Here is a 26,308-nt window from a genome sequence, read left to right on the forward strand (position 1 = left end):
GTGGGGGGGGGGGTCCCACGCTCGGCCCACCCCCACCCCGCTCCGCTTCGCGGATCGACCCTCCCCACAAGGGGGAGGGTGGGGCCGGCACGCTTCTGATCCACGCCTGGCCCGATCGCGTCGCCAAGGCGCGCGGCGAGCGCGGTCGTTTCGTGTTGGCCAACGGTTCCGGCGCCATGCTCGACGCTGCCGACCCGCTGGCCGGCGAGCCGTTTCTGGTCGTCGCCGACCTGCAGGGCAAGGCGCAGAATGCACGCATCACGGCGGCGGCGGCAATCGGCGAGGACGACGTCCGCACAGCACTTGCCGACAGGATCGAAACACGCAGGCAAACCAGCTTCGACCGTGACAAGCGCGCCGTGCGTGTGCGCGAGACCGTGCGCCTTGGCGCCATCACCCTTTCCGAGCGCATGCTGCCGCCGCCAACCGGCGCCGACGCCGATCGCGCCATCCTCGACGCCTTGCGCGAGCATGGGCTGTCGCTGCTGACCTGGGGCAAGGAGGCGCAAACGCTGCGCCAGCGGCTCTCCTGGCTGCACCGTGGCCTCGGAGCGCCGTGGCCTGATATGTCGGATGCCCCGCTCATCGAGCGCCTCGACGACTGGCTGCTGCCGTTCCTGTCCGGCGCGGCCTCCTTTGCCGCCATCGATCCGGGCGTCGTCGCGGCGGGGCTGGCCACGCTCGTGCCGCATGACTTGCAGCGCAGGATCGAAGCGCTGGCTCCAACCCATTTCGACGCCCCGTCCGGCAGCCATGTACCGATCCGCTATGACGGTGAATGGCCGGTGCTGGCTGTGCGCGTGCAGGAGCTGTTCGGCCTCGACCGCCATCCTGCCATCGCCAACGGCACGGTGCCGCTGACGCTCGAGCTCCTGTCGCCGGCGCACCGGCCGATCCAGACGACGCGCGACCTGCCCGGCTTCTGGCGCGGCTCCTGGGCCGATGTGCGCGCCGACATGCGCGGCCGCTATCCCAAGCATCTCTGGCCGGAAAATCCGCTGCTCGCCGCCGCTACGGCCCGCGCCAAGCCCAGAGCATGATCCCAAAAAGTGGGAACCGGTTTTTGGAAAAGATCATGCTCAAACAAGAAGTAGAGCTCCAATCCGGCTCCTCGGATTGGTGCGGTACCTAGCGCTTCCTGTCCCGCGGCTGTAATCCATCACCATGATCAACGTTTTGCGTTCGCCCGATTTCCAGCAGAGCCAGAGACTGCGCCTTAACACGCTGATCAGGCTGCGCTGGCTTGCCATCGTCGGTCAGAGCGTGACGGTGCTCGTCGTCGCCTATGGCCTGAAGTTTCCGCTGCCGGTCAGCCTTTGCTTCGCCCTGATCGCCTGTTCGGCCTGGATGAACCTGTTTCTCGCCTTTCGCTTTCCGGCGGCGCACCGGCTCACCCCGCTCGCGGCCTTCGGCATCCTCATCTTCGACAGCCTGCAGCTTGCCGGCCTGCTCTACATGACCGGTGGCCTTACCAACCCGTTCTCGCTGCTGATGACCGTGCCCGTCGTCATTTCGGCCACCTCGCTGCCCCTGCGCCTGACCGCAATCCTCGGCGGACTGGTGATGACGGCGGCGACCTTGCTGGTCTTCGTCCATCTGCCGCTGCCCTGGCATGAAGGCGCGCCGTTGGAGATGCCCTTCATCTACGTCGCCGGCATCTGGATGGCGGTGCTGTCCTCGATCGCCTTCACCGCCATATACGCCTTCCGGGTGGCCGCCGAGGCGCGGCTTCTGGCCAATGCGCTTGCCGCCACCGAACTGGTGCTGCAGCGCGAGCAGCACCTGTCGGCGTTGGATGGGCTGGCGGCGGCCGCCGCGCACGAGCTTGGCACGCCGCTCGCCACCATCACGCTTGTCGTCAAGGAGATGGAAAAGGCGCTCGGCAACGATCCCAAATACGGCGAGGACGTCAAGCTGCTGCGCTCGCAGAGCGAGCGATGCCGCGAGATCCTCAAGCGCCTGACCAGCCTTTCGTCCGAGGGCGAGGCGCATCTTTCCCGGTTGCCGCTGACCTCGCTGGTCGAGGAGGTCACCGCCCCGCATCGCGACTTCGGCATCTCGATCAAGCTTCGGCCTGGCGAGCGCATCGGCCCCGAACCGGTCGGGCGCCGCAATCCGGGCGTCATCTACGGCCTTGGCAACCTGGTCGAGAACGCCGTCGATTTCGCCCGCAAGAGCGTCACGGTGAGCTGGAGCTGGGACGACACCACTGTGGCCTTCTCGATCATCGATGACGGGCCGGGGTTTCCCGCCGAGATCATCGACCGTATCGGCGAGCCCTATATGTCGACGCGCCAGGGCACGGAAGCCGGCGGCGGCCTGGGGCTGGGCCTGTTCATCGCCAAGACGCTGCTCGAACGCTCCGGCGCGACACTTGATTTCCGCAATTCGAGCGGCCTGGGCGAGGGCGCCGTGGTACAGATATCGTGGCCGCGTGGCGTGTTCCTCAATCCGGAAATCACCTCGGCCAGCATGTTCGACACCGCCTGAGAGCCTTGCAAGGGTTCGAAAAATTGGACAATCAGGCTCAGGAACTATATCTGCGTGGAATTAAGGCAGCAGGAATTTTGAGACCATGACAGGCGACGAAAACATTGGCGCAATGGTGGAAGGCGAGGACACCTCGCTGCTCATCGTCGATGACGACAAGCCGTTCCTCACGCGCCTGGCCCGCGCCATGGAAACCAGGGGCTTCGTGGTCGAGACGGCCGAGAGCGTCGAGGAGGCGGTCGGCAAGGCGCGCGCCAACCCGCCCGCCTATGCCGTGGTCGACATGCGGCTCGGCGACGGCAATGGTCTCGACGTGGTTGCCGCCATCCGTGAGAAGCGCGACGATTCCCGCACCATCATTCTGACCGGCTACGGCAACATCGCCACCGCGGTGACAGCGGTGAAGCTCGGCGCCGTCGATTATCTCTCCAAGCCGGCCGATGCCGACGACATCTTCGCTGCGCTCACCCGCACGGCGGGCGAGCGGGCAGCGCCTCCGGAAAACCCGATGTCGGCCGATCGCGTCCGCTGGGAGCATATCCAGCGCGTCTATGAGATGTGCGAGCGCAACGTCTCCGAGACCGCGCGCCGGCTCAACATGCATCGCCGCACCTTGCAGCGGATCCTGGCCAAGCGCGCGCCGCGCTGAGCTTGCCGCAATACGCGGGGCAAATGGCTTCGGATCAATGACGGTTTCCAACTCGTGGCCGAGACCACCAATTGTCGAAGTAAGCCCCGCCCCTCATTGCCCTGCCGGGCATTTCTCCCCGTATAGTGACGGGGAGAAAGAGGCCTGCCAAAGCCGGTGCCTTTCTTGCAACGCTGAGATATTGGCGAAACCATTGATGACAGCGTCCCTCTCCCCGTCACTATACGGGGAGAGGATGCCGGCAGGCAGGTGAGGGGCGGCGCCAGCGCTCGGAAAATGACGCCGGCCAATAGGCGGCATGACGGAGGCGACATGCAGAACTTGAAGCAGCGGCCGGTTTCCGTCTTCCGCGAATTTCTCGATAGCGAGGCGGCCGGCGGCATCGTCCTGATGGTGGCCGCCGCATTGGCCCTGATCGTCGCCAACTCGCCGCTCGCCGAAACCTACTTCGCCGCTCTCCATGCCTATCTCGGCCCCCTCAGCGTCTCGCACTGGGTCAATGACGGGCTGATGGCGGTGTTCTTCCTGCTTGTCGGGCTGGAGATCAAGCGCGAGGTGCTGGACGGCCAGCTCTCGACCTGGCCGCGCCGCGTCCTTCCCGGCATCGCCGCGGCCGGCGGCATGGTGGTTCCAGCACTCGTCTACGTCGCGATCAACCGCAACGATGCGGCAGCCCTGTCCGGCTGGGCGATCCCGACCGCCACCGACATCGCCTTCGCGCTCGGCGTCCTGTCGCTGCTCGGCAGCCGTGTGCCCGCATCGCTGAAAGTCTTCCTCACCGCGCTTGCCATCATCGATGATCTCGGCGCTGTCATCATCATCGCCGTCTTCTACAGCAGCGGCCTGTCATCAGCTTATCTTGGTGCCGCCTTCGCCGTCATTGCCCTGCTCGTCGTGCTCAACCGCATGCGGGTGATGACGCTGCTGCCCTATCTCGTGCTCGGTGCAATCCTGTGGGTGCTGGTGCTGAAATCCGGCGTCCATGCCACGCTTGCGGGCGTGGCGCTGGCGTTGACCATTCCGCTCGAACGCTCCGCCGGGATCCGCCACGATCTCGACCATTCGCCGCTGCACCGGCTCGAGCATGGCCTGCACAGGATGGTGCCCTTTGTCGTCATCCCGATCTTCGGCTTTGCCAATGCCGGCGTTTCGCTCGCCAGCCTGAGCTTTGGCGCGCTGGTCGAGCCGTTGACGCTGGGTGTCGCCGCCGGCCTCGTCGTCGGCAAGCTGGTGGGCGTCTTCGGCTCCTCGGCACTTGCCATCCGCTTCGGCCTTGCCGACCTGCCGGCCCATGCCGGCTGGTCGCACTTGATCGGCATCTCGCTGCTGTGCGGCATCGGCTTCACCATGAGCCTGTTCATCGGCCTGCTCGCCTTCGCCAGCGACGCGGCCCTCCAGGACGCGGTCAAGGTCGGCATCCTCGCCGGCTCCTTCATCGCCGCCCTCCTGGGCGCCGCCGTGTTGTTGATGGCGCCGGCTGCGAGTGGGGTGGAAGAGAGCGAAGAGTAGGGCTGGCCCTGCAGTTCCCGGGCTCTGCGAACTACTCGCTCTCCCCCTCCAGCGCCGGCACCGACACGCCGGCAAGCTCGGCCGCCAGCAGCCGCGAGGCGCCGGCCCGCGCGATCCGCAGCATCAGCGCCTTGCGCGTTGCCGCCGCCATGCGGTGCTCCGGCGCATCGCGCAGGATTTCGGCGCCGTAGCCGTCGGAGAGGATGAAGCCGCACTCCTCGGGAAAAATCTCCGAGGGCACGCCGGGATGGGTGGCGAAGAAGAAGCGGTCGGAATGCAGCCGGTAATCCGGCCATTTGCGGTCGACCCGGAAATCCTCGATCGAGGACTTGATCTCGATGATCCAGATGTCGCCCTGCCGCGTTAGCGCGACGAGGTCGGCACGGCGGCCGGTGGCCAGCGACAGTTCGGGCAGCACATGCGCGCCCATCTCCATCAACAACCGCTGCACGCCGCGCCGCACCAGCATGGCGCGCTCGGACTGGCGACCGTCGATAAGCGGGTTTTGCAGAATCGGCGAGATGATTGGCATGGCGGCACCATGCCAGATTTTGTTCACGGTTTGAACCTGTTTTATGGGGGCGATTGTATCTTTGACAAACCCGGTGCTTCGACCCGATGGCATGAGGCTCTAGGCTGACAATTAGTCATCGCTAATATATTCTTATCCCGAAATGCGAGGGGGATGTCATGCGACAGCCACGAGGTTGGATCGCGCTGGCGTGGCTGGTCTTATCTGGCGACGCGGACGCCCATGATTGGTACACCGGCAAAAAAGACCCGGTTATGCAATCTGATTGCTGCGGCAACAAAGATTGCCACCCGATAGACCCTCGCGAGGTCAGGGAGACGAAAGACGGCTATTACGTCAGGTCGCCTCGCCCCGCATACATGAATGAGCCACAAGAGCCGGAGTGGTTTATCCCTAGAGATCGTGCCCAAGCCTCCCCCGATGACCGCTACCATCTCTGTGAGCATTTAATGACGTTCTATCGAACGATCATTCCCCACATGAAGTTCGAGGCCTCCAGAGATACAGATGGCGGTGTTTCTTCGTGCCCAAGGGCACGAGTTCAATCGAGAAAGGCCGATAGAAGGTCTTCAGGTGCTTCGTTGGTAGAGGCGCTACGATGAATGTCGGCCTAGCCAATTCCCACCCGGCCCTCTGGAGTGGCCGGTACGGTCGGGGTGCTTGGTGTTGGGGTAGGCCGCACCGGCCACTGCGGGATCAGGCTTTTGGGATCGTCCCCCGCACTGCCCAAGTTATAGGCACATTAGCGGAAGCTCAACTAAGACTGAAGTCCCAGACACGCCCTGCCCAGCCGTAGGGCAGCCGCTACCCACGATACGCGTGCATTGATCGGCCTTGGGGTGTACCCTTCAGGACTGCGCTGCCAGCCGCATACTGGCTTTCTCCCGAGGAGGCATTCTTATGACCGCGTACAAAGTCGGTTATCTCATTGGCAGCCTCGCCAAGGGCTCAATCAACCGGAAGCTGGCCAAGGCGCTCGTGAACCTGGCGCCAGCCGAACTCTCGATGGCCGAAATCCCGTTCAAGGACCTGCCGCTGTACAGCTACGACTACGACGCTGATTTCCCTCCGCCGGCAAAGGCATTCAAGGAAGCGCTCGCCGGGATCGAAGCCGTGTTGTTCGTCACGCCGGAATACAACCGCTCAATCCCAGGTGGGCTCAAGAACGCGATCGACTGGGCGAGCCGGCCCTACGGCCACAACTCGTTCACCCGAAAACCGTCGGCGGTCATCGGCACCTCGCCGGGTTCGATCGGCACCGCGCTGGCGCAGCAAAGCCTTCGCGGCGTTCTTGGCTTCTGCAACTCCCCGCAGATGAACTCGATCGAGGCTTACATCCAGTTCAAACCCGGCCTGATCACCGATGAAGGCGAGGTCACCGACGCCGGGACCGAGGAGTTCCTGCGCGACTACATGATGCAATTCCACGGCTTCATCACTCGGGTCTATACCGCCCTGGCCACATAAGCAGGACACCTCGCGGCCGGAAGCCCTTGGCTGCGAATCCATAGATTGGAGAATGCCCTCGTTTTCATGCTGATACCGGTCCGGTAGCTGATCTGGATGGACGTTCTGGATTGGTTGGCCCGCTGGTATGAAGCACAACCGCTAAGCTAGGGGCGTCCAATGAGCGAGAACGCCGATCTTATGATCTAACCCGGATGCACCCAAAAGAAGTCAGGCATTGGTCCTTGAAAGCCTGAACTTGTGGAGCTTATCGTCGCTTCCATGGGGACGGGTGACGCGACATCGAACAGCAGCGAAGGCGAACAGCTGTGGGCCTTCGACCTTGACGCTCTGCGCGAGGCCTTTGGAAAGTCTGTTCAGGAACATAAGATCACAGCGGACGATTGGGCGGAACACGCCAATCAGTTCCTCGAAAAACAAAGAGATCGTCCGCGCGAACCGACTTGATACGCCGGGTGGCCGGAGCGATCTTGGGAATGCCCAGCCGCCGTCTCCATCAAAAGCCGTTGCACGCCGCGCCGCATCAGGATGGCGCGCCCGGACGTCTGACAGACCCACGCTATCGGCCAATTGAGAGGCAGCCCTCAATCATCCAGCCAGTATGCTCGAAAACAGCCAAATTGGGGCGCGATCCCAAGCCGGCGCTTGGCGTCGAATTCCATCTCGGACAGCGCCCTGGCTGAGTTGTTCCCGGTCACATCAGGCACGATGGTGTACCCTTCCGCGACCAACTGCAGGCACATTTCCTGGTAGTGCCTTTTGAAGCCGTTCTTGATCTTGTACCGCGGATACCGCCGCCCGTGCATGCATTCCTGGCTCAGGATGTCGGAATACCGCAGGGCGCTGGCCATTCTTACTTTTTCTTCGAAGATCGGCTTGTAAGGCTTGTCCTTCGACCAGCATCGTCCTGCCGACGCGACCAGCGTCGCGGCCAACAGGCCTGCCAGGAACTTCCCCACTCAGGTCCCTTCCGACCAAGGAGATGTGCATTAGCCCCGGTTAATATTACGGCAAATCCTACCGGTTTCCAAATGATGCTCCCGCTGGACGCATAGCGCCTATGCGGCCGTCGAAGCATCCTTGCCGCTGGGCAGCGCAGCCCCGGCCATGTCATCCAGGATCGGGCAGTCCGGCCGGTCGTCGCCGTGGCAGGCGTGGATCAGCGTCTGCAGGGTCGAACGCATCGACTGCAATTCGCGCACCTTTTCCTCGATCGCCCTGACATGGGCGGCGGCGATCTCGCGCACGTCGTGGCTGGCGCGGCTTCGATCCTTGTAGAGCGCCATCAGCTGGCGGCAATCGTCGATGGAAAAGCCGAGGTTGCGCGCGCGGCGCAGAAAGGCAAGCCGGTGGATATCGTCGCCCGAATAGTCGCGGTAGCCGTTGGCGGCACGCGCAGGGGCGATCAGGCCAATCTCTTCATAGTAGCGGATGGTTTTGGCCGGCAGGCCTGAATGGTGGGCGGCGTCACCGACATTCATGACGATTTTCCTTGATTTTTAAGGGGCTTACGGACGGGGCCATTGATTTTGCTTCACAATCCTGTGAGGCCTGTTGCCGAAATGCCATAGTAATGCGCCTACCAGCACGTAAGCCCCTGCATATAGGCATCGGGTGCTTGGCAAGCAAAGAAAATGCCAGCATGAATGATCGTGAAGCGGCCGACTCGTGCTGCTGACGTTGGGGCGGGGCACCGGATCATCTTATGCGCATGAAGTCGTTTGCAATCGCCGCCGCATTGGCGCTTTCCACTGCTATCGCCGGTTGCAGCAGCATCGGCATGCGGATTTTCTCCAACGACTACGGTGCGGTCACCGACGCCGGTTACCAGCTGCCGCGCATCCCGATCGAGAAGGTGCCGATGAGGTATCATCGGCAGGAGGTGGACTACGACACCAAGGAAAAGCCGGGCACCATCATCGTCGATACGCAGAACAAGTTCCTCTACTTCGTCGAGGGTGATGGCCTGGCGATGCGCTACGGCATCGGCGTGGGTCGCGAAGGCTTCGAATGGCACGGCACCGCCCACATCGCGCTGAAGCGCGAATGGCCGACCTGGACGCCGCCTTCGCAGATGATCCACCGCCAGCCGGAACTGGCCAAGTTTGCCGGCGGCATGGAGCCGGGCCTGAAGAACCCGCTCGGCGCCCGCGCCATGTACCTGTTCAACAAGGGCGGCGACATGGGCTATCGCCTGCATGGCAGCCCGGAGTGGAATTCGATCGGCAAGGCAATGTCGTCAGGCTGCATCCGCCTGATGAACCAGGACATTATCGACCTTTATGACCGCACCTCGGTGGGCGCAAAGGTCATTGTTCTTTAGACCATGATCCCGAAAACCGGTACCGGTTTTCGGCAAAATCATGATCAGATAGAGACGCCTTTCATGCGCGGACCGTCTAGGCAACAACGGACGTCCCAAACAGAAAACCGGGCAATTCGGCCCGGTTTTTTGTTTTTTGCGCCTGTTTTTTGCGCTTTATCGAATCTGTTTGCCGGCAAAGCGTCCGGCGGACAATCAGGAAACCTGCTCGACCTGCTGCACTTCCGGTACGAAGTGGCGCAGGAGATTCTGGATGCCGTGCTTCAGCGTCGCCGTCGATGACGGGCAGCCTGCGCAGGCGCCCTTCATGTGCAGGAACACCGTGCCGTTCTCGAAGCCGCGGAAGGTGATGTCGCCGCCATCCTGGGCGACCGCCGGGCGCACCCGCGTGTCGAGCAGTTCCTTGATGGTGATGACGAGTTCCTCGTCAGCCTTGTCGTAGAACTCACCCGTCAGGCTGGTCTCAGCGGCGGGGCCGGCTTTGACCATGACCGGCGCGCCGGACATGAAATGCTCCATGATGGCGCCGAGAATCGCCGGCTTCAGATGCTGCCAGTCGGGGCCGTCCTTGGTCACGGTAATGAAATCGTAGCCGAAGAAAACACCGGTAACTCCGGGGATCTCGAACAGCCGGCCAGCCAGCGGCGAGGCGGTGGCGGCGCTGTCGGCATCGCGGAAATCGGCGGTGCCTTCCAGAAGCACTTCCTTGCCGGGCAGGAATTTCAGCGTCGCCGGATTTGGCGTCGATTCGGTCTGGATGAACATGGCCGTCTCCGTGCCCATTTCGGGCAACCAGTTTGGAATAGTTCTAAATAGGCTCTATTGGCTGGACATTCAAGCGAAACGCATCGCCGGAACGGCTGGCTGGCGGAATGTTTTTGCGACCTGCGATGCGCTTTGAGGTGCGATTCAGGTCTGGCCGTTTGCAGGCCGGCATCACCCGAATATCGATACATCTAGGCGAGGCTGTCGATCTCCTCGTCCGACAGGTTCTGCGGCACCACGGTCACCGGGATCGGGAAGGCGGCACCCTTGCCGGCCACGGCGCCGACCAGCGGTCCGGGACCTTCCTTGCCGGCGCCGGCGGCCAGCACCAGGATGGCGATGTCCTGGTCTTCCTCGATCAGCTTGTGGATCTCTTCGGTCGGCTTGCCTTCGCGAACCACCATCTCCGGCTCCATGCCGAGCTTCTGGCGCACCTTGTTGGCATAACCGTCAAGCGCGGCGCGCGCCGTGGCGTTGGCCTCCTCGCGCATGATCTTCTCGACACCCAGCCAGTGCTGGAAATCGTCCGGCTCGATCACATAGAGCAGCACCAGCATGCCGTTGGTACTCTGCGCCCGCTTCGAGGCGTAGGCGACGGCGCGCTCGCATTCCGGCGTGTCGTCGATGATCGCCAGGAACTTGCGGCGATGGCCGGCTTCGCGGCTGAGGCGTTTGGAGACCATGTCTACGTACTCGGTGTCATTGCGGCCGCAATCTGCCACTGCCGCAGACCGGCGGCAAGCCGCCGGCCTTATGCCAGTGTGGTGCAGTGCACCCGATGTTGGGATTAGCTCTGCAGCAGCCCGATGATGTCGCGCACGGTTTTCATCGTCGCTTCGGCCAGCACGCTGGCGCGCTCGCCGCCATCCCTCAGTACCGCGTCGACATAGGCGCGGTCATCGGAAATGCGGCGCATCTCGCTGGCGATCGGCGCCAGCTTCTCCACCGCAAGGTCGGCCAGCGCCGGCTTGAACACCGAAAACTGCTGGCCGGCGAACTCTTTCAGCACGTCTGCCTTCGACATATCGGCAAGACCAGCATAGATGCCGACCAGGTTTTCCGCCTCGGGCCGGCTGGCCAGCCCGTCCAGCTCGCTCGGCAACGCTTCCGGGTCGGTCTTGGCCTTGCGGATCTTCTTCGAGATGGCGTCGGCATCGTCGGTCAGGTTGATGCGCGACAGGTCCGACGGATCCGACTTCGACATCTTCTTCGAGCCGTCGCGCAGTGACATGATGCGCGCCGCCGGCCCGCCGATCACCGGCTCGGTCAGTGGGAAATAGCCATTGACGGTCTCCTCGCCGACCTGCATCTCGACGCCGACGCCAAGGGCTGCGATGCGGTCGGAAAAGTCGTTGTTGAATTTTTGCGCGATGTCGCGGGTCAGCTCCAGGTGCTGCTTCTGGTCCTCGCCCACCGGGACGTGGGTGGCGCGATAGAGCAGGATGTCGGCAGCCATCAGGCTCGGATAGGCAAGCAGGCCCAGCGAAGCGTTCTCGCGGTCCTTGCCGGCCTTGTCCTTGAACTGCGTCATGCGGTTCATCCAGCCGATGCGCGCCACGCAATTGAAGATCCAGGCGAGCTCCGCATGCTGCATGACCCGCGACTGGTTGAAGACGATGTGCTTCTTCGGGTCGATGCCCGAGGCCAGGAACGCCGCGGTGATCGACCGCGTCTGGTCGGCGAGGTCGTCATGGACGAGCTGTGCCGTCAACGAATGCAGGTCGACGACGCAATAGATGCAGTCGGAGGTTTCCTGCAGGGCGACGAATTTCTTGATGGCGCCGAGATAGTTGCCGAGATGGAGATTGCCGGTCGGCTGGACGCCGGAAAAGACGAGTGGCTTGAAGGCGGTCATGGTTGTTCCCTTGGCTTGTGGAGGGCCGTTTCGCGCGCGGCGAAAGTCTTGCGACGGCGCGCTTATGGACGAACACGACGATACGATCAAGACCGGTTTTGCCGTCGAGTTATCCGGCCCTACTCGTCCGGGGCGGTCTTTGGGGCCGGTGGCGCCGCTTTCCCCGATCCCCGCTTGACGTTGCGCCGGATCATGCCGAAATCGGCGCCGCCGGTGGCGAAGGCGGTGATGAAGTAGAGCAGCGCCCCGCCGGCGACGAGCGCCAGAAGCGTCGTCGCCTTGACGACCAGCGGCGCACCCCGGCCGAGCCTGACGGCGAACCAGTGTTCGGCAAAATAAAGTGCCGCCCCCATCACGATCGCTGACAGCACCAGCCGCGGAATGCGTTTCATCAGCGGAACGTCGCGGCCCCAATGGCCACGCCGGATCAAGACGCCGAGCAGCATCAGCGCGTTGACCCAGCCGGCGACCGCAGAGGCGACGGCAATGCCGGGTGCGCCCATTTCCGGAAACAGCGTCAGCGCCGTGGTGACGTTCACCGCCACCGAGATGGCAGCGAACATCATCGGCGTGCGGGTGTCCTCGCGGGCGAAATAGCCTGGGGTGAACGCCTTGATCAGCACGAAGGCCGGCAGGCCGAGGCCGAAGATCGCCAGGATCGCCGCCACCGTCGGCGTCGAGTTGTTGGCGGCAAAGGCGCCGCGCTCATAGACCAGCCGCACGATCGGCTCCGACATCACCCACAGTGCCGCGGCTGCCGGCAAGGTGAGGAACAGCGTGAACTCGACCGAGCGGTTCTGCAGATTGGCCGCCTCGATCAGGTTGCCCGACTTCAGCGCCCGCGACAGTTCGGGCAACAGCACGATCGCCACCGCCACGCCGACCACGCCGAGCGGCAACTGGTAGATGCGGTCGGCATAGGCGAGCGAGGACACCGCGCTGTTCTGCGCCGAGGCGATCGCCGTGCCGATCAACTGGTTGATCTGGGTGATGCCGCCGGTGATCGCCGCCGGCAGCGCCAGGATCAGCAGCCGCTTGACCGCGGGCGTCATTTTCGGACGGCGGAAGCCGATCGAGATGCCGGCATGGCGCACCGCCACCCAGACGATCGCCAGTTGCACCAGTCCGGCGGCCAGCACGCCCCAGGACAGTCCGTAGCCGACGGTGAGGGCGTCGGAGCCCTTGTACCAGGCGTAGGCGAGCACGCCGATCAGGATGATGTTGAGAAACACCGGCGCCACCGCCGCCGCGAAATAGCGGCGCAGTGAATTCAGCATCCCCGCCATCATGGCGCCCAGCGACATGCAGATCAGGTAGGGGAACATGATCGTCGCCAGCGTCACCGTGGTGTCGAATTTTCCCGGTATGCCGGCAAAACCCGGCGCAACCAGGTAGCGCACGATCAGCGGCATCGACAATTCCATGACGATGGTCAGCGCCAGCAGCGCCGTGAACAAGACGCCGAACACTTCCTCCGAGAAGCGCTTGGCGCCTTCGGTGCCGTGTGTCTCGATCTCCTTGGCGAACAGCGGCACGAACGCGGCGTTGAAAGCGCCCTCGGCGAACAGCCGGCGAAAGGTGTTGGGAAACTGGAAGGCGGCGTTGAAGGCGTCGGCGACCGGTCCGGTGCCCAGCGCTGCCGCCATCAGCATCTCACGCCCGAAGCCGAGCGCGCGACTCATCAGCGTGCCGGAAGCGACCGTTGCGAATTTCTTGACGAGGCTCATGCTTTTGGGAACTGCCTGCGGAATTGGGACAAAGTGATGGTCGCTGTCACTCGGCGGCGGCCTTGGCCTTGCCGCCACGCTCGGGCGCGACGCCTTCAAGAGCCGCCATCAGCCGGTTGCGGATGGTGGCGATGCGGGTCGGGTTGTCGATCTTCTGGCCGGTGAGGTCGGTGACGTAGAAGGTGTCGATGACCTTTTCGCCGAAGGTGGTGATGTGGGCCGATGCGATGTCGAGCGACAGGTCGGATAGCGTTCCGGTGATCTCCGACAGCAGGCCCGGCCGATCCAGCCCCTCGACCTCGATGACCGAAAAACGGTTCGACAGTGCGTTGCGGATTTCGGCGCGCGGCGGGATCTTGAACACCTTGGCGCCGCGCCGCGGCTTGGTCCGCTTCTCGATCATCTCCGGCAGCCAGCTCTTGCCCGACAGCACGTCCTCGATCAGCCGGCCGACGCGCTCGGCACGCCGGCGCTCGTCCTCGTCGCGGTCGAATTCCCTCGAGATCAGGATGGTGTCGAGGGCGCGGCCGTCCGACGTGGTGAAGATCTGCGCGTCGACGATGTTGCCGCCGGCTCCGGCGCAGGCCCCGGCGATGACCGAGAGCAGGCGGGGATGGTCCTGCGCCAGCACGGTGATTTCGGTCACTGCCTCGAACTGGTGGGTCTTGACCATGGTGGCGAGCTTGTTGCCCGAAGCGTCCGCTTCGCGGATGAACTCGGCATGGCGCAGCTGATCGGCGAGATCGACGGTCAAAAGGTAATTCTCGTAGTGCAGGGCGACATAGCGCTTGCGGGCCTTGTCCGACCAGTTGGCGAGCGCCTCGGCCAGACGCTCGCGCGCCGCCGCCGTCCGCTGCGCGCGCGACACTTCCGAAAAGCCGCCGGTCAAAAGCAGTTCGGTCTCGTAATAGAGCGTGCGCAGCAGCTGGCCCTTCCAGCCGTTCCACACGCCGGGTCCGACGCCCCTGATGTCGCAGACGGTGAGGATCAAAAGCAGCTTCAGCCGCTCGACCGATTGCACGATCGCGGCGAAATCCTCGATGGTCTTGCGGTCGTTGAGGTCGCGGGTCTGCGCCGTCATCGACATCACGAGGTGGTTCTCGACCAGCCAGGCCACCGTTTCGGTATCGGCTGGTGACAGCCCCATATGCGGGCAGATGCGCCGGGCGATCCTGGCCCCGGCCTCGGAATGATCCTCCGGCCTGCCTTTGGCGATGTCGTGCAGCAGCACGGCGACATAGAGCGCCTCACGGCTCTTCTTCAGGCCAGGCATCAGCGTGTGGGAGAGGGGATGGACCTTCTCGCCATCGCCGCGCTCGATCTCGGCCAGCACGCCGATGCAGCGGATCAGGTGCTCGTCCACCGTATAGTGGTGGTACATCGAGAACTGCATCATGGCGACGATCTTGCCGAAATCCGGGATCAGCTTGCCGAGCAGCCCGGCCTCGTTCATGCGCCGCAGATTGAGTTCGGCATTGCGGTCCGAGGTCAGGATGTCGAGGAACAGCCGATTGGCCTCCTCGTCGCGCCGCAGCGACTTGTTGACCAGGCCGAGCGAGCGGGTCAACAGCTTCAGCGCATCGGGATGGAACTCCAGACCGTGCTTGTCGGCGAACCAGAACAACCGCAGGAGATTGACCGGATCGCGCTCGAACACCTGGTCGTCGGCGATGTTGATGCGGTGGTTGTCGACGATGAAGTCTGAGGTGCCGGCGAGCTTGCGCTTGCGCCGCGAAAAGGTGAGGAAGATGCGGTTGAAGCCTGGCACGTGCTTGGCCTGCTCTTCCTCGAGCGCGGCGCAGAAGATGCGGGTCAGGTCGCCGACATCCTTGGCGACGAGGAAGTAGTGCTTCATGAAACGCTCGACCGCCGACAGGCCGGGATGGCTGGTGTAGCCGAGCCGCTCGGCGATCTCGCGCTGGATGTCGAAATGCAGCCGCTCCTCGGCCTTGCCGGTGAGGAAATGCATGTGGCAGCGCACCGCCCACAGGAAATCCTCGGCCTTCTGGAACTCGCGATATTCGCCCTCGGTGAAGACGCCCTTGTCGACCAGCTCCTCGCCCGTGCGCACGCGGTAGAAATACTTGCCGATCCAGAACAGCGTCTGCAGGTCGCGCAGGCCGCCCTTGCCGTCCTTGACGTTGGGCTCGACGAGATAGCGGCTTTCGCCGGCCTTGGCATGCCGGTCGTCGCGTTCGGCAAGCTTGGCCTGGACATATTCGGGGCCGGTCGTGCGCACCACCTCATGGTCGAAGCGCAGCATCAGCTCGTCATAGAGCTTGAGCTCGCCCCACAGGAAACGCGCCTCGAGGATCGAGGTCCGGATGGTGACGTCGGTGCGCGACAGGCGCAGGCATTCGTCGATGTTGCGGGTGGCGTGGCCAACCTTCAGCCCCAGATCCCATAGCATGTAGAGCATGTACTCTACGGTCTGCTCGCCCCATGGCGTCTGCTTGTAGGGCAGCAGGAACAGAAGGTCGATGTCGGAGCCAGGCGCCAGCGTGCCACGGCCATAGCCGCCGACGGCGACGACGGCCATGCGCTCCGCCGAAGACGGATTCTTGACCCGGTAGACATGCGTGACGGCGAAATCGTAAAGCGCCCGGATGATCTCGTCCATGAGGTGCGATAGCCGCGCCGCACAGGCACGGCCGCCGCCGTCGTCCCTCAGCATGCGTTCGGCAATGGCGCGTCCGTCCGCCAACCGCCCCTTGAGAAGCTGAAGCACGCCGCTGCGCGCGGCCTGTCCGGAGCCGTCCCCGGCCGTGGTCGCGGTCAGCGCCGTCATCTCGCGGCGCAAGGCTTCGCCGTCGATCAGTTCGTCGAGCTTCAGGGAGATTTTCGCCATAGGTACCGGTTGGCCTCGCCTTTTCGGCGGCGTCTATAGCGCCTTTTCGCGGTTGTGGGTATGGGCAGGACGGACACGTTCGCCGTGGCGATAGAACGCTATGAGCCTGTTTCTCTGCTTCAGCAGGCAGAGGTCGACGATCCTGCTCAGCAATTTCCTGGCCTCAGCCCCGATTCTCATCGTCAGCGTCTTGGTCGTGCGCGACCCGGATTGGACACCGGCAAGCCACTGGTCCCGCCGTTCCTCAAGAAGCAGGCTCGGCAGTGCGGCGGACCGCAAGAAGCGTTCCTGCGCGCACAGAGCCGGAATCAGCTGATAGATCGCCTTGCCGGGTGAAGGGGCGAATCTTGGATTGAAGATGATCTGGTCGACGGGACTGCTGAACTCTGCGGTGCCGTCGATGAGATCGCGCGCCGCCTGCCTCGAGAGTATGTAGCCGGCCGCGCCGACGTGGGCTCCGTGCAGTCTGGACGTGGAAAAGCCGTGCCCGGCCGGAGAGCGCCGCCATGCGAGCCGGGTCTTCTTGAAGAACGTCTCCAGCTTGACGATCTCGGCATCAGCCGGGATCCAACTGGCGTCGGCAAGCATCGCGCCGGCATTTTCCGAAAAGACGACATCGTCTTCAAAAACGACGCCGTAGGCATCGTCGCCATCGGCGATCTTTGCCCAGCAGGCCTTGTGGCTGAGGAAACAGGCGATCTCGGTATTGGTCAGATGCAACTGCGTCAGCGGATTGAGCCGCATCGGTGTTTGCGGGAGCTCGGATCTGTCCTGGGCGTCGACCGCCGCGACGCGTTCGAAGTCAATGCCGATACGGGCAAACTCCGACGTCATATGCGCGAGCCGGTCCTGGGACCGGTCGAGGTTTATGACCAGGCACTTCATTGGAAATGGAATCGATGCATTTGGATGCGTTTGGATTGTCAATCGGCGGGTCCATAGCACAAGAAGCCGCCGCGCATCCGACTTTCTTGATGGTGGCCGGCGCCGGCGACGGCATACGGAAAAAGAAAATTATGCCCTTGACCTTCCAGTTACTGGAAGCACTACCTCCGCATCGAGACGAGGCATCGAGGCATTTTTAAATGACGCATTCAGACCATCATCGTCATACGCATGACGGCTGCTGCACGGCGAAAGCCGCGGCCGGGGAGGCGGCCGTGGTGCGGGATCCTGTCTGCGGCATGACCGTCGACCCTGCGACAGCCAAGCACTTTGTCCGTTATCAAGGTCGGGACTTCTACTTCTGCTCTGCCGGCTGCAAGGCGAAATTCGAGGCGGAACCGCAGAAATATCTTGGCGATAGGGCCGCACCGCCGCCGATGCCCAAGGGCACGCAATACACCTGCCCGATGCATCCCGAAATCATCCGCGACAAGCCCGGCTCCTGCCCGATATGCGGCATGGCGCTGGAGCCGATGGGCGTGCCCACTGGTGATGAAGGACCAAATCCCGAGCTGGTCGATTTCACCAGGCGATTCTGGGTCAGTGCCGTGCTGTCGCTGCCGTTGCTGTTCATCGCCATGGCGCCGATGCTCGGCCTGACGTTCGAGGCCGTTGTCGACGAACGCACGATGGTCTGGCTGGAACTGGCGTTGGCCAGCCCCGTCGTGTTGTGGGCGGCGCTGCCCTTCTTCCATCGYGGCTGGGATTCGCTCGTCAACCGCAGCCCCAACATGTGGACGCTGATCTCGCTCGGCGTCGGCGCGGCCTATCTCTACAGCGTCGCAGCCACGCTGTTCCCGGACATTTTTCCGCATCAGTTCCGCAGCCATGGTGGTGCGGTGCCGGTCTATTTCGAGGCCGCCGCCGTCATCGTCGCGCTGGTCTTCCTCGGCCAGGTGCTGGAGCTGCGCGCCCGTGAAAAGACCGGGTCGGCAATCCGCGCTTTGCTTGATCTCGCGCCGAAGACCGCGCGGCTGATCGGTTCCGACGGCTCCGAAGGCGACGTGCCGCTCGACGCGATTAAGGCCGGTGACCGCCTGCGCATCCGTCCCGGTGACGCCGTGCCGGTCGACGGCACCGTGCTGGAAGGCCGTTCCTCCCTCGACGAATCGATGATCACGGGCGAACCGTTGCCGGTCGAAAAGGCCGAAGGCGATACCCTGACCGCCGGCACGCTCAACAAAAACGGCTCGCTGATCCTGCGTGCCGAGCGGATCGGCGCCGAGACCACGCTGGCGCGCATCGTCGAACTCGTCGCCAAGGCGCAGCGCTCGCGCGCCCCGATCCAGGGGCTTGCCGATCGCGTTTCCTTCTACTTTGTCCCGGCTGTGGTGCTGGTCGCGATCGCCGCCTTCGTGGCCTGGGCTGTCCTTGGCCCCGAACCCAGCCTGATCTTCGCCATCGTCTCGGCGGTGTCGGTGCTGATCATCGCTTGCCCCTGCGCGCTCGGCCTCGCCACGCCGATGTCGATCATGACCGCCACCGGGCGCGGCGCCCATGCCGGCGTGCTGATCAAGGAAGCCGCCGCGCTCGAACGCTTCGCTTCCGTCGACACGCTGATCGTCGACAAGACGGGCACGCTGACCGAAGGCCGGCCGAAACTGACCGATGTCGTTGCCGCAAACGGCTTTTCCGAAGACGAATTGCTGGCCCTTGCCGCCGGCCTCGAAAAGGGCTCGGAGCATCCGCTGGCCGAAGCCATCGTCGAAGGCGCCGGTACGCGCGACCTGGAGATCGCCGATGCCAGCGGCTTCGAGGCCGTCACCGGCAAGGGCGTTTCCGGCACCGTGTCGGGAAAGAAGGTCGCGCTCGGCAACGCGGCGATGATGACCGATCTCGGCATCGACACCGCGTCGGTCTCCGCCAGGGCCGAAACGCTGCAGACCGAAGGCAGGACCGTGATGTTCGTTGCCGTCGGCGACAAACTGGCCGGCATCGTCGCTGTCGCCGACCCCGTCAAGGCGACCACCGCCGAAGCGATCCGGGCCCTGCATGACAGCGGCCTGAGGATCGTCATGGCGACCGGCGACAATGAGCGCACGGCAAAAGCGATCGCGAGGAGCCTCGGCATCGATGAGGTTCGCGCCGGACTGCTGCCGGAACAGAAGGCAGCCCTGGTCGAAGAGCTGCGTGCCAGGAGCAAAGGCGTCGCCATGGCCGGCGACGGCGTCAACGACGCCCCCGCCCTTGCCGCCGCCGATGTCGGCATCTCCATGGGCACCGGCGCCGATGTCGCCGTTGAAAGCGCCGGCATTACTTTGGTCAAGGGCGACCTCAACGGCATCGTGCGGGCGCGTACGCTCGCCCAGGCGACGATCCGCAACATCCGCCAGAACCTGTTCTTCGCCTTCCTCTACAACGTGCTCGGCGTACCCGTCGCCGCCGGTGTGCTCTATCCGCTCACCGGCACGCTTTTGTCGCCGATGCTGGCGGCGGCGGCGATGAGCCTGTCCTCGGTGTCGGTGATATCGAACGCATTGCGGCTGAGAGCGTTGAAACTCTGAGCAAAGCCCCCAAATACGAAACCCACTCAACAGGAGACCATGAATGACCTTGGCTAAAAAACTCGTCCTTTTGCTGATGGCTGCCGGAATGCTGCTTGCCGTCTTCCTCGAAAGCGTTCCGGCGCAGAGCGAAGAGATGAAACACGACATGGGTGCCATGTCGGCGGATGCGACCAGCCCTTCGACCGAAGGCTACAAGGCGGCGATGGACAAGATGCATGCCGATATGATGGCGTTGCAAAATACCGGCAATGCCGATGCCGATTTCGTCCGTGGCATGATCCCGCACCATCAGGGCGCCATCGACATGGCCAAGGTCGAGCTTGCCAACGGCAAGGACCCGGAGATCCGCAAGCTGGCCGAGGGGGTCATCGCCGCGCAGGAAGCCGAGATCAAGCAGATGCAGGGCTGGCTCGCAGACCATCCGGTGGAGTAAGCCTTTCGCGAAGCTAGGATTCGGCGAGAACTCTCTCTGGATTTCCCGCCGAGCCTGTGATGCGATCCGGCCCTCAACTGGAGCCTGCCATGCCATCGACGATCAGAACAACTACGCTGCCTTCCGGCGAAGCCGTTCAGGTGCTTGGTCAGGGCACGTGGAAAATGGGCGAGGATATCCGTCGCCGCGCCGATGAGGTCAACGCCCTCAAGCTCGGCCTCGACCTTGGCATGACGCTGATCGATACCGCCGAAATGTATGCCAGCGGCGGTGCCGAGGAGGTAGTCGCCGAGGCCATCGCCGGGCGCCGCGACGAAACGTTCCTGGTTTCGAAAGTGCTGCCGTCAAACGCTTCGCGCGCCGGCGTGCAGCGCGCCTGCGAGAACAGCCTGAAACGCCTGCGCACCGACCGGATTGATCTCTATCTGCTGCATTGGCCGGGCAGCGTGCCGCTGGCCGAAACCGTCGCGGCCTTCGAGGCGCTGAAAGTGGCGGGCAAGATCCGCCACTGGGGCGTCAGCAACTTCGACACCGACGAGATGGAAGAACTGGTCGGCTTGTCCGACGGCGGCAACGTCCAGACCAACCAAGTGCTCTACAATCTGGTCCGGCGTGGCCTCGAATTCGATCTGGCGCCCTGGAGCCGCCAGCGCGGCATCCCCTTGATGGCCTACTCACCGGTCGAGCAGGGCGCGCTGGCACGCAATACCAGGCTTGGCGCCGTCGCGGCCCGCCACAATGCCACCCCGGCGCAGATTGCCTTGGCCTGGGTCATGCACCAGGAGGGTGTCATAGGCATTCCCAAGGCCAGCAGCCAGCAGCATGTCCGCCAGAATTTTGCAGCGCTCGACATCGAGCTGACGCCGCAGGACATCGCCGAACTCGACCGCGCCTTTCCGCCGCCAACCCGCAAGCGCGGTCTGGAGATGATTTGACTACTTTCCCGCCAGCCCCTTCAGCCGATACAGCGCCTCAAGCGCCTCGCGGGGCGTCATCTCGTCGGGGTTGATGTCGCCGAGTGCGGCGCCCAGGGCATCGTTCTTCACCGGCTTCGGCGCTTCGCGCTTCACCGCCACCGAAAACAGTGGCAGGTCGTCGACCAGACGGTTGGTCTTGCCCGAAACCTCGCCCTCTTCCAGCTGGTGCAGCACTTCCTTGGCCCGGTCGACCACTGCTTCTGGTAGCCCGGCCAGCCGTGCCACCTGCACGCCATAGGAGCGGTCGGCGGCACCCTTGCCGACTTCGTGCAGGAAGACGACGTCGTTTTCCCATTCCTTGACCCGCATGGTGACGTTGTGCAGCCGCGCCAGCTTGCCCGCCAGCGAGGTCATTTCGTGGAAATGGGTGGCGAAGATCGCCCGGCAGCGGTTCTTCTCGTGCAGGTATTCCACCGCCGCCCAGGCGATTGACAGGCCGTCGAAAGTGGCCGTGCCGCGGCCGATCTCGTCGAGGATCACCAGCGCACGCTCGCCGGCCTGGTTGAGGATCGCCGCCGTCTCGACCATCTCGACCATGAAGGTCGAGCGGCCGCGCGCCAGATCGTCCGAGGCGCCGACACGCGAGAACAGCCGGTCGACGACGCCGATATGGGCCGATGCCGCCGGCACGAACGAGCCGGTTTGCGCCAGGATGGCGATCAGCGCGTTCTGCCGCAGGAACGTCGACTTGCCGCCCATGTTGGGGCCGGTCAAAAGCCAGATCGCGCCATTCTTGGCGCTGCCCTCCGGCGACAGGTCGCAATCATTGGCGACGAACGGCCCTTCGCCGGAGCGCCGCAGCGCCTGCTCGACCACTGGATGCCGGCCGCCCGAAATTTCGAAGGCAAGGCTCGAATCCACCACCGGCCGGCACCAGGCTTCGCTCTCGGACAAGAGCGCGAGCGCCGCCGACACGTCGAGCACGGCCAGCGCATCGGCGCCGGCGCGGATCTTTTCGGCCTCGCCGACCGCTTCCGCCGTCAGCGCCTCGAAGGCTGCAAGCTCGATGCCGAGCGCCCGGTCGGCGGCATTGGCGATCTTGGTCTCCAGTTCGGCGAGTTCGGTCGTCGTGAAGCGCATGGCGTTGGCCATGGTCTGGCGATGGATGAAGCGCGCCTTGGCGCCGTCGCTGCCGGTCATCACCGCATGATGGTTGGCGGTCACCTCGATGTAATAGCCAAGCACATTGTTGTGCCGGATCTTCAGCGAGCGGATGCCGGTCTCGTCGATCAGCGAGCGCTCCAGCCCGGCGATGACCTTTCGCGATTCGTCGCGCAACGCCCGCATCTCGTCGAGCTCGGCATGGTAGCCGCCGCGAACGAAGCCGCCGTCACGCTTAAGCAGCGGCAATTCATCGCCAAGCGCCTGCGTCAGGTGCTGGGAAAGCGCCCTGGGCAGCGCATGGATGGCGCCCAGCGCCGCCGTGAGTTCCTGAGGCAGGGCGGTCTCACCGAAGATCCCGGCGATCGCACCGGCCACTTCGAAACCGGCGCGCAGCGCGCCGAGGTCGCGCGGGCCGCCACGGTTCAGCGCCAGCCGGGACAGCGCGCGCGGCATGTCGGCGACGCTCTTCAGGCTTGCCCGCACCGCCTGGCAGAGCCGCGTTTCAGCACGGAAGAAGGACACCGAGTCCAGCCTGGCGCCGATCGCCGCCGGATCGGTCAACGGCGCCATCAGCCGGTCGGCCAGCAGCCTTGCGCCGCCGCCGGTCACCGTGCGGTCGATCGCCTTGAACAACGAACCTTCGCGGCTGCCGGACAGCGTGCGCAGCAGTTCCAGATTGCCGCGCGTCGCCGGATCGATGAACAGGGTCGAGCCCTGCTCCTCGCGCTCCGGCCGCGACAGCGGCGGCCGCTCGGCCTTCTGCGTCTTCTCGACATAGGCGATGGCGCCCGAGATCGCCGACAATTCGGCGCGGGAAAACGCCCCAAAACTGTCCGGCGTCGCCACGTCGAAGAAGCGAGCGATGCGCCCCGTGGCCGAGGCCGAATCGAACAGCGAGGGCGGCTGCGGATTGACGACGCGGCCGAGCACGTCGAAGACCGGTTTCAGTTCGGCATCGTAGAACACCGGCTCGGCAACGATCAGCTCGCGCGGATCGACGCGGAAGATGTCGGCGAGCAGCCGGTCGGCGGTGGTCTCGGCGACACGGAAAGCCCCGGTCGAAATGTCGATCCAGGCCAGGGCAAAGGAGTGGTCCGCCCCACCTTTCACCCTCCCCAGCGCCATCAGGAAACTCGATTCCGACGGCGCCAGCAATTTGTCCTCGGTGATGGTGCCCGGCGTCACCAGCCGCACCACGTCGCGGCGTACCACCGATTTGCCGCCGCGTTTCTTGGCTTCGGCCGGATCCTCGATCTGCTCGCAGACGGCGACGCGAAAACCCTGGCCGATCAGCTTCTGCAGATAGTCGTCGGCGGCATGCACAGGCACGCCGCACATCGGGATGTCGTGGCCCTGGTGCTTGCCGCGCTTGGTCAGGACGATGCCCAGCGCCCGGCTCGCCTTCTCGGCGTCGTCGAAGAACAGCTCGTAGAAATCGCCCATGCGGTAGAACAGCAGCGAATCCGGGTTCGCCGCCTTGATCTCGATGAACTGCTCCATCATCGGCGTGACGGCGGCAGCGGCTGTCGGCAGGGGCGCCATCGCCTCGGGGGCGTCCGGCTCGTTCGGGCTATGCATGTTCATGCGCTGCACGCTAGCAGATGTGGTCGCGCGGTTTAATGCCGGCGCCTCGAAAAACAGGGGACGACTGACACGGCCAGATGCCCGCAATCGCCAGCACCAGCGCGATTCCCGAACACTGGCGGTTTACACGCGGCGGTGCGTGGTCTTAATTCGGAACCTCACAAAGCACCCGCCCTAACGAGGTGCTGCACCGGCGAGGAAATCAAAAGCATCATGGCCAAAAAAACCGAGAACAACGGTCCGTCCGTCAGTGCGCAGGAAGCGCTCGAATTCCACGCCATGGGCCGCCCCGGCAAGCTGGAGGTTGTTGCCACCAAGCCGATGGCGACGCAGCGCGATTTGAGCCTCGCCTATTCGCCGGGCGTCGCGGTACCTGTTCTGGCCATCGCCGAGGACCCCAGCCGCGCCTTCGACTACACGACGCGCGGCAACATGGTCGCCGTCATCTCCAACGGCACCGCCATCCTTGGCCTCGGCAATCTCGGCGCGCTGGCCTCCAAGCCGGTCATGGAAGGCAAGGCGGTGCTGTTCAAGCGCTTCGCCGATGTCGATTCCATCGACCTCGAGGTCGACACCGAGGACGCCGACGAGTTCATCAATTGCGTGCGCTTCCTCGGCCCATCCTTCGGCGGCATCAACCTTGAAGACATCAAGGCGCCGGAGTGCTTCATCATCGAGCAGCGCCTGCGCGAGCTGATGGACATCCCGGTTTTCCATGACGACCAGCACGGCACGGCCATCATCTCGGCCGCCGGCCTGATCAACGCGCTGGAGATCACCGGCCGCGACATGAAGACGACGAAGATGGTCTGCAACGGCGCTGGCGCCGCCGGCATCGCCTGCATCGAGTTGATGAAGGCGATGGGCTTCGCGCCCGAAAACATCATCCTGTGCGACACCAAGGGCGTCGTCTTCCAGGGCCGTACCGAAGGCATGAACCAGTGGAAGTCGGGACATGCGGTGAAGACCGGGGCGCGCAGCCTCGCCGAGGCGCTCGACGGTGCCGACGTCTTCCTAGGCCTCTCGGCCAAGGGCGCGCTGACCACTGCCATGGTGCAGTCGATGGCCAAGAACCCGATCATCTTCGCCATGGCCAATCCCGACCCGGAAATCACGCCGGAGGAAGTTGCCGAAATCCGCACCGACGCCATCATGGCGACCGGGCGTTCGGATTATCCGAACCAGGTCAACAATGTGCTCGGCTTTCCCTACATCTTCCGTGGCGCGCTGGATGTGCGGGCCACCACCATCAATGACGACATGAAGATCGCCGCCGCCCAAGCGCTGGCAGCGCTGGCGCGTCAGGATGTGCCAGACGACGTCGCTGCCGCCTATCAGGGCAACCGGCCGAAATTCGGCCCCAACTACATCATCCCGGTGCCTTTCGACCCGCGCCTGATCTCGGCCATCCCGATCGCGGTCGCCAAGGCGGCGATGGATTCCGGCGTCGCCCGCAAGCCGATCCTCGATCTCGACCGCTACGCGCAGGAATTGTCCGCCCGCCGCGACCCGATCGCCTCGACCTTGCAGCGCATCTACGACCGCGTGCGCCGCCAGCCCAAGCGCATCGTCTTTGCCGAGGGCGAGGAGGAGCAGGTGATGCGCGCCGCCGTTTCCTATGTGAACCAGCGGCTCGGCACCGCCATCCTGCTCGGCCGCGACGACGTCATCAAGGAGAACGCCAAGCACGCCGGCATCGACCTCAACAAGCAAGGCATTGAGATCATCAATGCCCGGCTATCGCGCCGCAACGGCATCTACACCGACTATCTCTACGAGCGTATGCAGCGGAAGGGCTTCCTGTTCCGCGACTGCCAGCGGCTGATAAACAACGACCGCAACCACTTCGCCGCCTGTATGGTGGCGCTGGGCGATGCCGACGGCATCGTCACCGGTGTGACCCGCAACTATTCGACCGCGCTCGACGACATCCGCCGCGTCATCGACGCCAAGCCCGGCCACCGCGTCATCGGCGTTTCGATCGTGCTGGCGCGGGGCAGGACCGTGCTGGTCGCCGATACCGCCGTGCACGACATGCCGAACGCCGAGCAGATCGCCGACATCGCCGAGGAGGCGGCAGGCTTCGCCCGCCGCATGGGCTACGAGCCGCGGCTCGCCATGCTCGCCTATTCGACCTTCGGCCATCCGCAGGGCGAACGCTCCGAGCGCGTCCAGGAAGCCGTGCGCATCCTCGACAAGCGCCGGGTCGATTTCGAATATGACGGCGAGATGGCCGCTGACGTCGCGCTCAACGCGCGGGCCATGTCGCAGTATCCGTTCATCCGCCTGACCGGCCCGGCCAATGTCCTGATCATGCCGGCGTTCCACTCGGCCTCGATCTCGACCAAGATGCTGCAGGAACTCGGCGGCTCGACGGTGATCGGCCCGCTGCTGGTCGGGCTGAACAAGCCGGTCCAGATCGTTTCGCTGAACGCCAAGGATTCAGACATCGTCAACATGGCGGCGATCGCGGCGTATACGGCGGGGGCTTGAGCGGCGGACGAAAGCCCCGTGAACGCCTTTCGAGTGATGCTAGGCCCAGGCCCGGTCGAGGGCCGCACAACTCCACCTGAATGTGTGCAATCGCAGGAAT

At 64.1% G+C, this 26,308-nt stretch carries 21 protein-coding genes; 11 read left to right on the forward strand and 10 right to left on the reverse strand.

From position 1 onward, the window contains the following. The 4 genes from AC1DZP_RS20105 to nhaA all read left to right on the forward strand — a co-directional run. Positions 1-1,040: ATP-dependent helicase C-terminal domain-containing protein (locus tag AC1DZP_RS20105; protein WP_477304847.1), on the forward strand; the 1,040-nt coding region annotated here is incomplete at its 5' end. A 124-nt stretch (positions 1,041-1,164) separates the two neighbouring features. Further along, positions 1,165-2,490: an ActS/PrrB/RegB family redox-sensitive histidine kinase gene (locus tag AC1DZP_RS20110; protein WP_457150039.1), complete on the forward strand. Its 1,326-nt coding sequence runs from the start codon at positions 1,165-1,167 to the stop codon at positions 2,488-2,490. An 85-nt stretch (positions 2,491-2,575) separates the two neighbouring features. Further along, complete coding sequence (locus tag AC1DZP_RS20115) at positions 2,576-3,139, forward strand: ActR/PrrA/RegA family redox response regulator transcription factor (protein ID WP_095082767.1); 564 nt, start codon at positions 2,576-2,578, stop codon at positions 3,137-3,139. Positions 3,140-3,451: 312 nt separating this feature from the next. Further along, positions 3,452-4,648: a Na+/H+ antiporter NhaA gene (gene nhaA / locus AC1DZP_RS20120; RefSeq protein WP_477304849.1), complete on the forward strand. Its 1,197-nt coding sequence runs from the start codon at positions 3,452-3,454 to the stop codon at positions 4,646-4,648. 31 nt (positions 4,649-4,679) lie between these two features. Here the strand turns inward: nhaA and AC1DZP_RS20125 are convergent, their stop codons facing one another. Further along, positions 4,680-5,180, reverse strand: coding sequence for an MmcB family DNA repair protein (locus tag AC1DZP_RS20125; RefSeq protein ID WP_184873363.1), 501 nt, complete (start codon positions 5,178-5,180; stop codon positions 4,680-4,682). A gap of 900 nt (positions 5,181-6,080) precedes the next feature. On the opposite strand from AC1DZP_RS20125, the gene AC1DZP_RS20130 reads away from it, so the two are divergent. Together AC1DZP_RS20130 and AC1DZP_RS20135 are read left to right on the forward strand one after the other, a co-directional pair. After that, positions 6,081-6,647, forward strand: a complete 567-nt coding sequence (locus AC1DZP_RS20130; protein ID WP_477225231.1) for an NADPH-dependent FMN reductase — start codon at positions 6,081-6,083, stop codon at positions 6,645-6,647. 240 nt (positions 6,648-6,887) lie between these two features. Next, entirely contained in the window at positions 6,888-7,094 is a 207-nt protein-coding gene (locus AC1DZP_RS20135) for a hypothetical protein (RefSeq protein ID WP_477304851.1), read from the forward strand. Between the two features lie 137 nt (positions 7,095-7,231). Here the strand turns inward: AC1DZP_RS20135 and AC1DZP_RS20140 are convergent, their stop codons facing one another. Both AC1DZP_RS20140 and cueR read right to left on the reverse strand, forming a co-directional pair. Further along, positions 7,232-7,606, reverse strand: coding sequence for a hypothetical protein (locus AC1DZP_RS20140; RefSeq protein ID WP_477304853.1), 375 nt, complete (start codon positions 7,604-7,606; stop codon positions 7,232-7,234). A 99-nt stretch (positions 7,607-7,705) separates the two neighbouring features. Further along, positions 7,706-8,128 (reverse strand): Cu(I)-responsive transcriptional regulator, encoded by a 423-nt coding sequence (gene cueR / locus AC1DZP_RS20145; protein ID WP_457150044.1) that lies wholly within the window; start codon positions 8,126-8,128, stop codon positions 7,706-7,708. A gap of 224 nt (positions 8,129-8,352) precedes the next feature. Between cueR and AC1DZP_RS20150 the strand changes: the two genes are divergently transcribed. Beyond that, a complete protein-coding gene (locus tag AC1DZP_RS20150) occupies positions 8,353-8,970 on the forward strand; it encodes a L,D-transpeptidase (protein WP_477304855.1) in 618 nt (205 codons plus the stop codon). A gap of 195 nt (positions 8,971-9,165) precedes the next feature. Here the strand turns inward: AC1DZP_RS20150 and AC1DZP_RS20155 are convergent, their stop codons facing one another. From AC1DZP_RS20155 to AC1DZP_RS20180, 6 genes are all read right to left on the reverse strand, one after another. Further along, positions 9,166-9,735 carry a NifU family protein gene (locus tag AC1DZP_RS20155; RefSeq protein WP_095084295.1) on the reverse strand — a complete coding sequence of 190 codons (570 nt, stop codon included), beginning with the start codon at positions 9,733-9,735 and terminating at the stop codon, positions 9,166-9,168. 191 nt (positions 9,736-9,926) lie between these two features. Then, positions 9,927-10,418, reverse strand: a complete 492-nt coding sequence (locus tag AC1DZP_RS20160) for a universal stress protein (RefSeq protein ID WP_095082749.1) — start codon at positions 10,416-10,418, stop codon at positions 9,927-9,929. Positions 10,419-10,522: 104 nt separating this feature from the next. Further along, a complete protein-coding gene (trpS, locus tag AC1DZP_RS20165; protein ID WP_477304857.1) occupies positions 10,523-11,590 on the reverse strand; it encodes a tryptophan--tRNA ligase in 1,068 nt (355 codons plus the stop codon). 119 nt (positions 11,591-11,709) lie between these two features. Next, the gene (murJ, locus tag AC1DZP_RS20170) at positions 11,710-13,317 is read right to left on the reverse strand and encodes a murein biosynthesis integral membrane protein MurJ (protein WP_477225235.1); all 1,608 of its coding nucleotides are present in this window, start codon (positions 13,315-13,317) and stop codon (positions 11,710-11,712) included. A 46-nt stretch (positions 13,318-13,363) separates the two neighbouring features. Further along, positions 13,364-16,165 (reverse strand): [protein-PII] uridylyltransferase, encoded by a 2,802-nt coding sequence (locus AC1DZP_RS20175; RefSeq protein WP_477304858.1) that lies wholly within the window; start codon positions 16,163-16,165, stop codon positions 13,364-13,366. 33 nt (positions 16,166-16,198) lie between these two features. Then, positions 16,199-17,050 carry a glycosyltransferase family 25 protein gene (locus AC1DZP_RS20180; RefSeq protein WP_477304860.1) on the reverse strand — a complete coding sequence of 284 codons (852 nt, stop codon included), beginning with the start codon at positions 17,048-17,050 and terminating at the stop codon, positions 16,199-16,201. A 200-nt stretch (positions 17,051-17,250) separates the two neighbouring features. Here AC1DZP_RS20180 and AC1DZP_RS20185 point away from each other — a divergent pair, with 200 nt between their 5' ends. The 3 genes from AC1DZP_RS20185 (at position 17,251) to AC1DZP_RS20195 (ending at position 20,985) form a co-directional block, all read left to right on the forward strand. After that, positions 17,251-19,614 (forward strand): heavy metal translocating P-type ATPase, encoded by a 2,364-nt coding sequence (locus tag AC1DZP_RS20185; RefSeq protein WP_477304861.1) that lies wholly within the window; start codon positions 17,251-17,253, stop codon positions 19,612-19,614. Positions 19,615-19,657: 43 nt separating this feature from the next. Beyond that, the gene (gene copM / locus AC1DZP_RS20190) at positions 19,658-20,050 is read left to right on the forward strand and encodes a CopM family metallochaperone (protein ID WP_477304863.1); all 393 of its coding nucleotides are present in this window, start codon (positions 19,658-19,660) and stop codon (positions 20,048-20,050) included. Positions 20,051-20,139: 89 nt separating this feature from the next. Next, positions 20,140-20,985, forward strand: a complete 846-nt coding sequence (locus AC1DZP_RS20195; RefSeq protein WP_477304865.1) for an aldo/keto reductase — start codon at positions 20,140-20,142, stop codon at positions 20,983-20,985. On the opposite strand, the gene mutS is transcribed toward AC1DZP_RS20195, so the two are convergent. Next, the gene (mutS, locus tag AC1DZP_RS20200) at positions 20,986-23,715 is read right to left on the reverse strand and encodes a DNA mismatch repair protein MutS (protein ID WP_477304867.1); all 2,730 of its coding nucleotides are present in this window, start codon (positions 23,713-23,715) and stop codon (positions 20,986-20,988) included. A 213-nt stretch (positions 23,716-23,928) separates the two neighbouring features. Here mutS and AC1DZP_RS20205 point away from each other — a divergent pair, with 213 nt between their 5' ends. Continuing rightward, positions 23,929-26,208: an NADP-dependent malic enzyme gene (locus AC1DZP_RS20205; RefSeq protein WP_477304869.1), complete on the forward strand. Its 2,280-nt coding sequence runs from the start codon at positions 23,929-23,931 to the stop codon at positions 26,206-26,208. Positions 26,209-26,308: the final 100 nt, after the last annotated feature.

The sequence above is a fragment of the Mesorhizobium sp. P2_F8 genome, assembly GCF_056403655.1.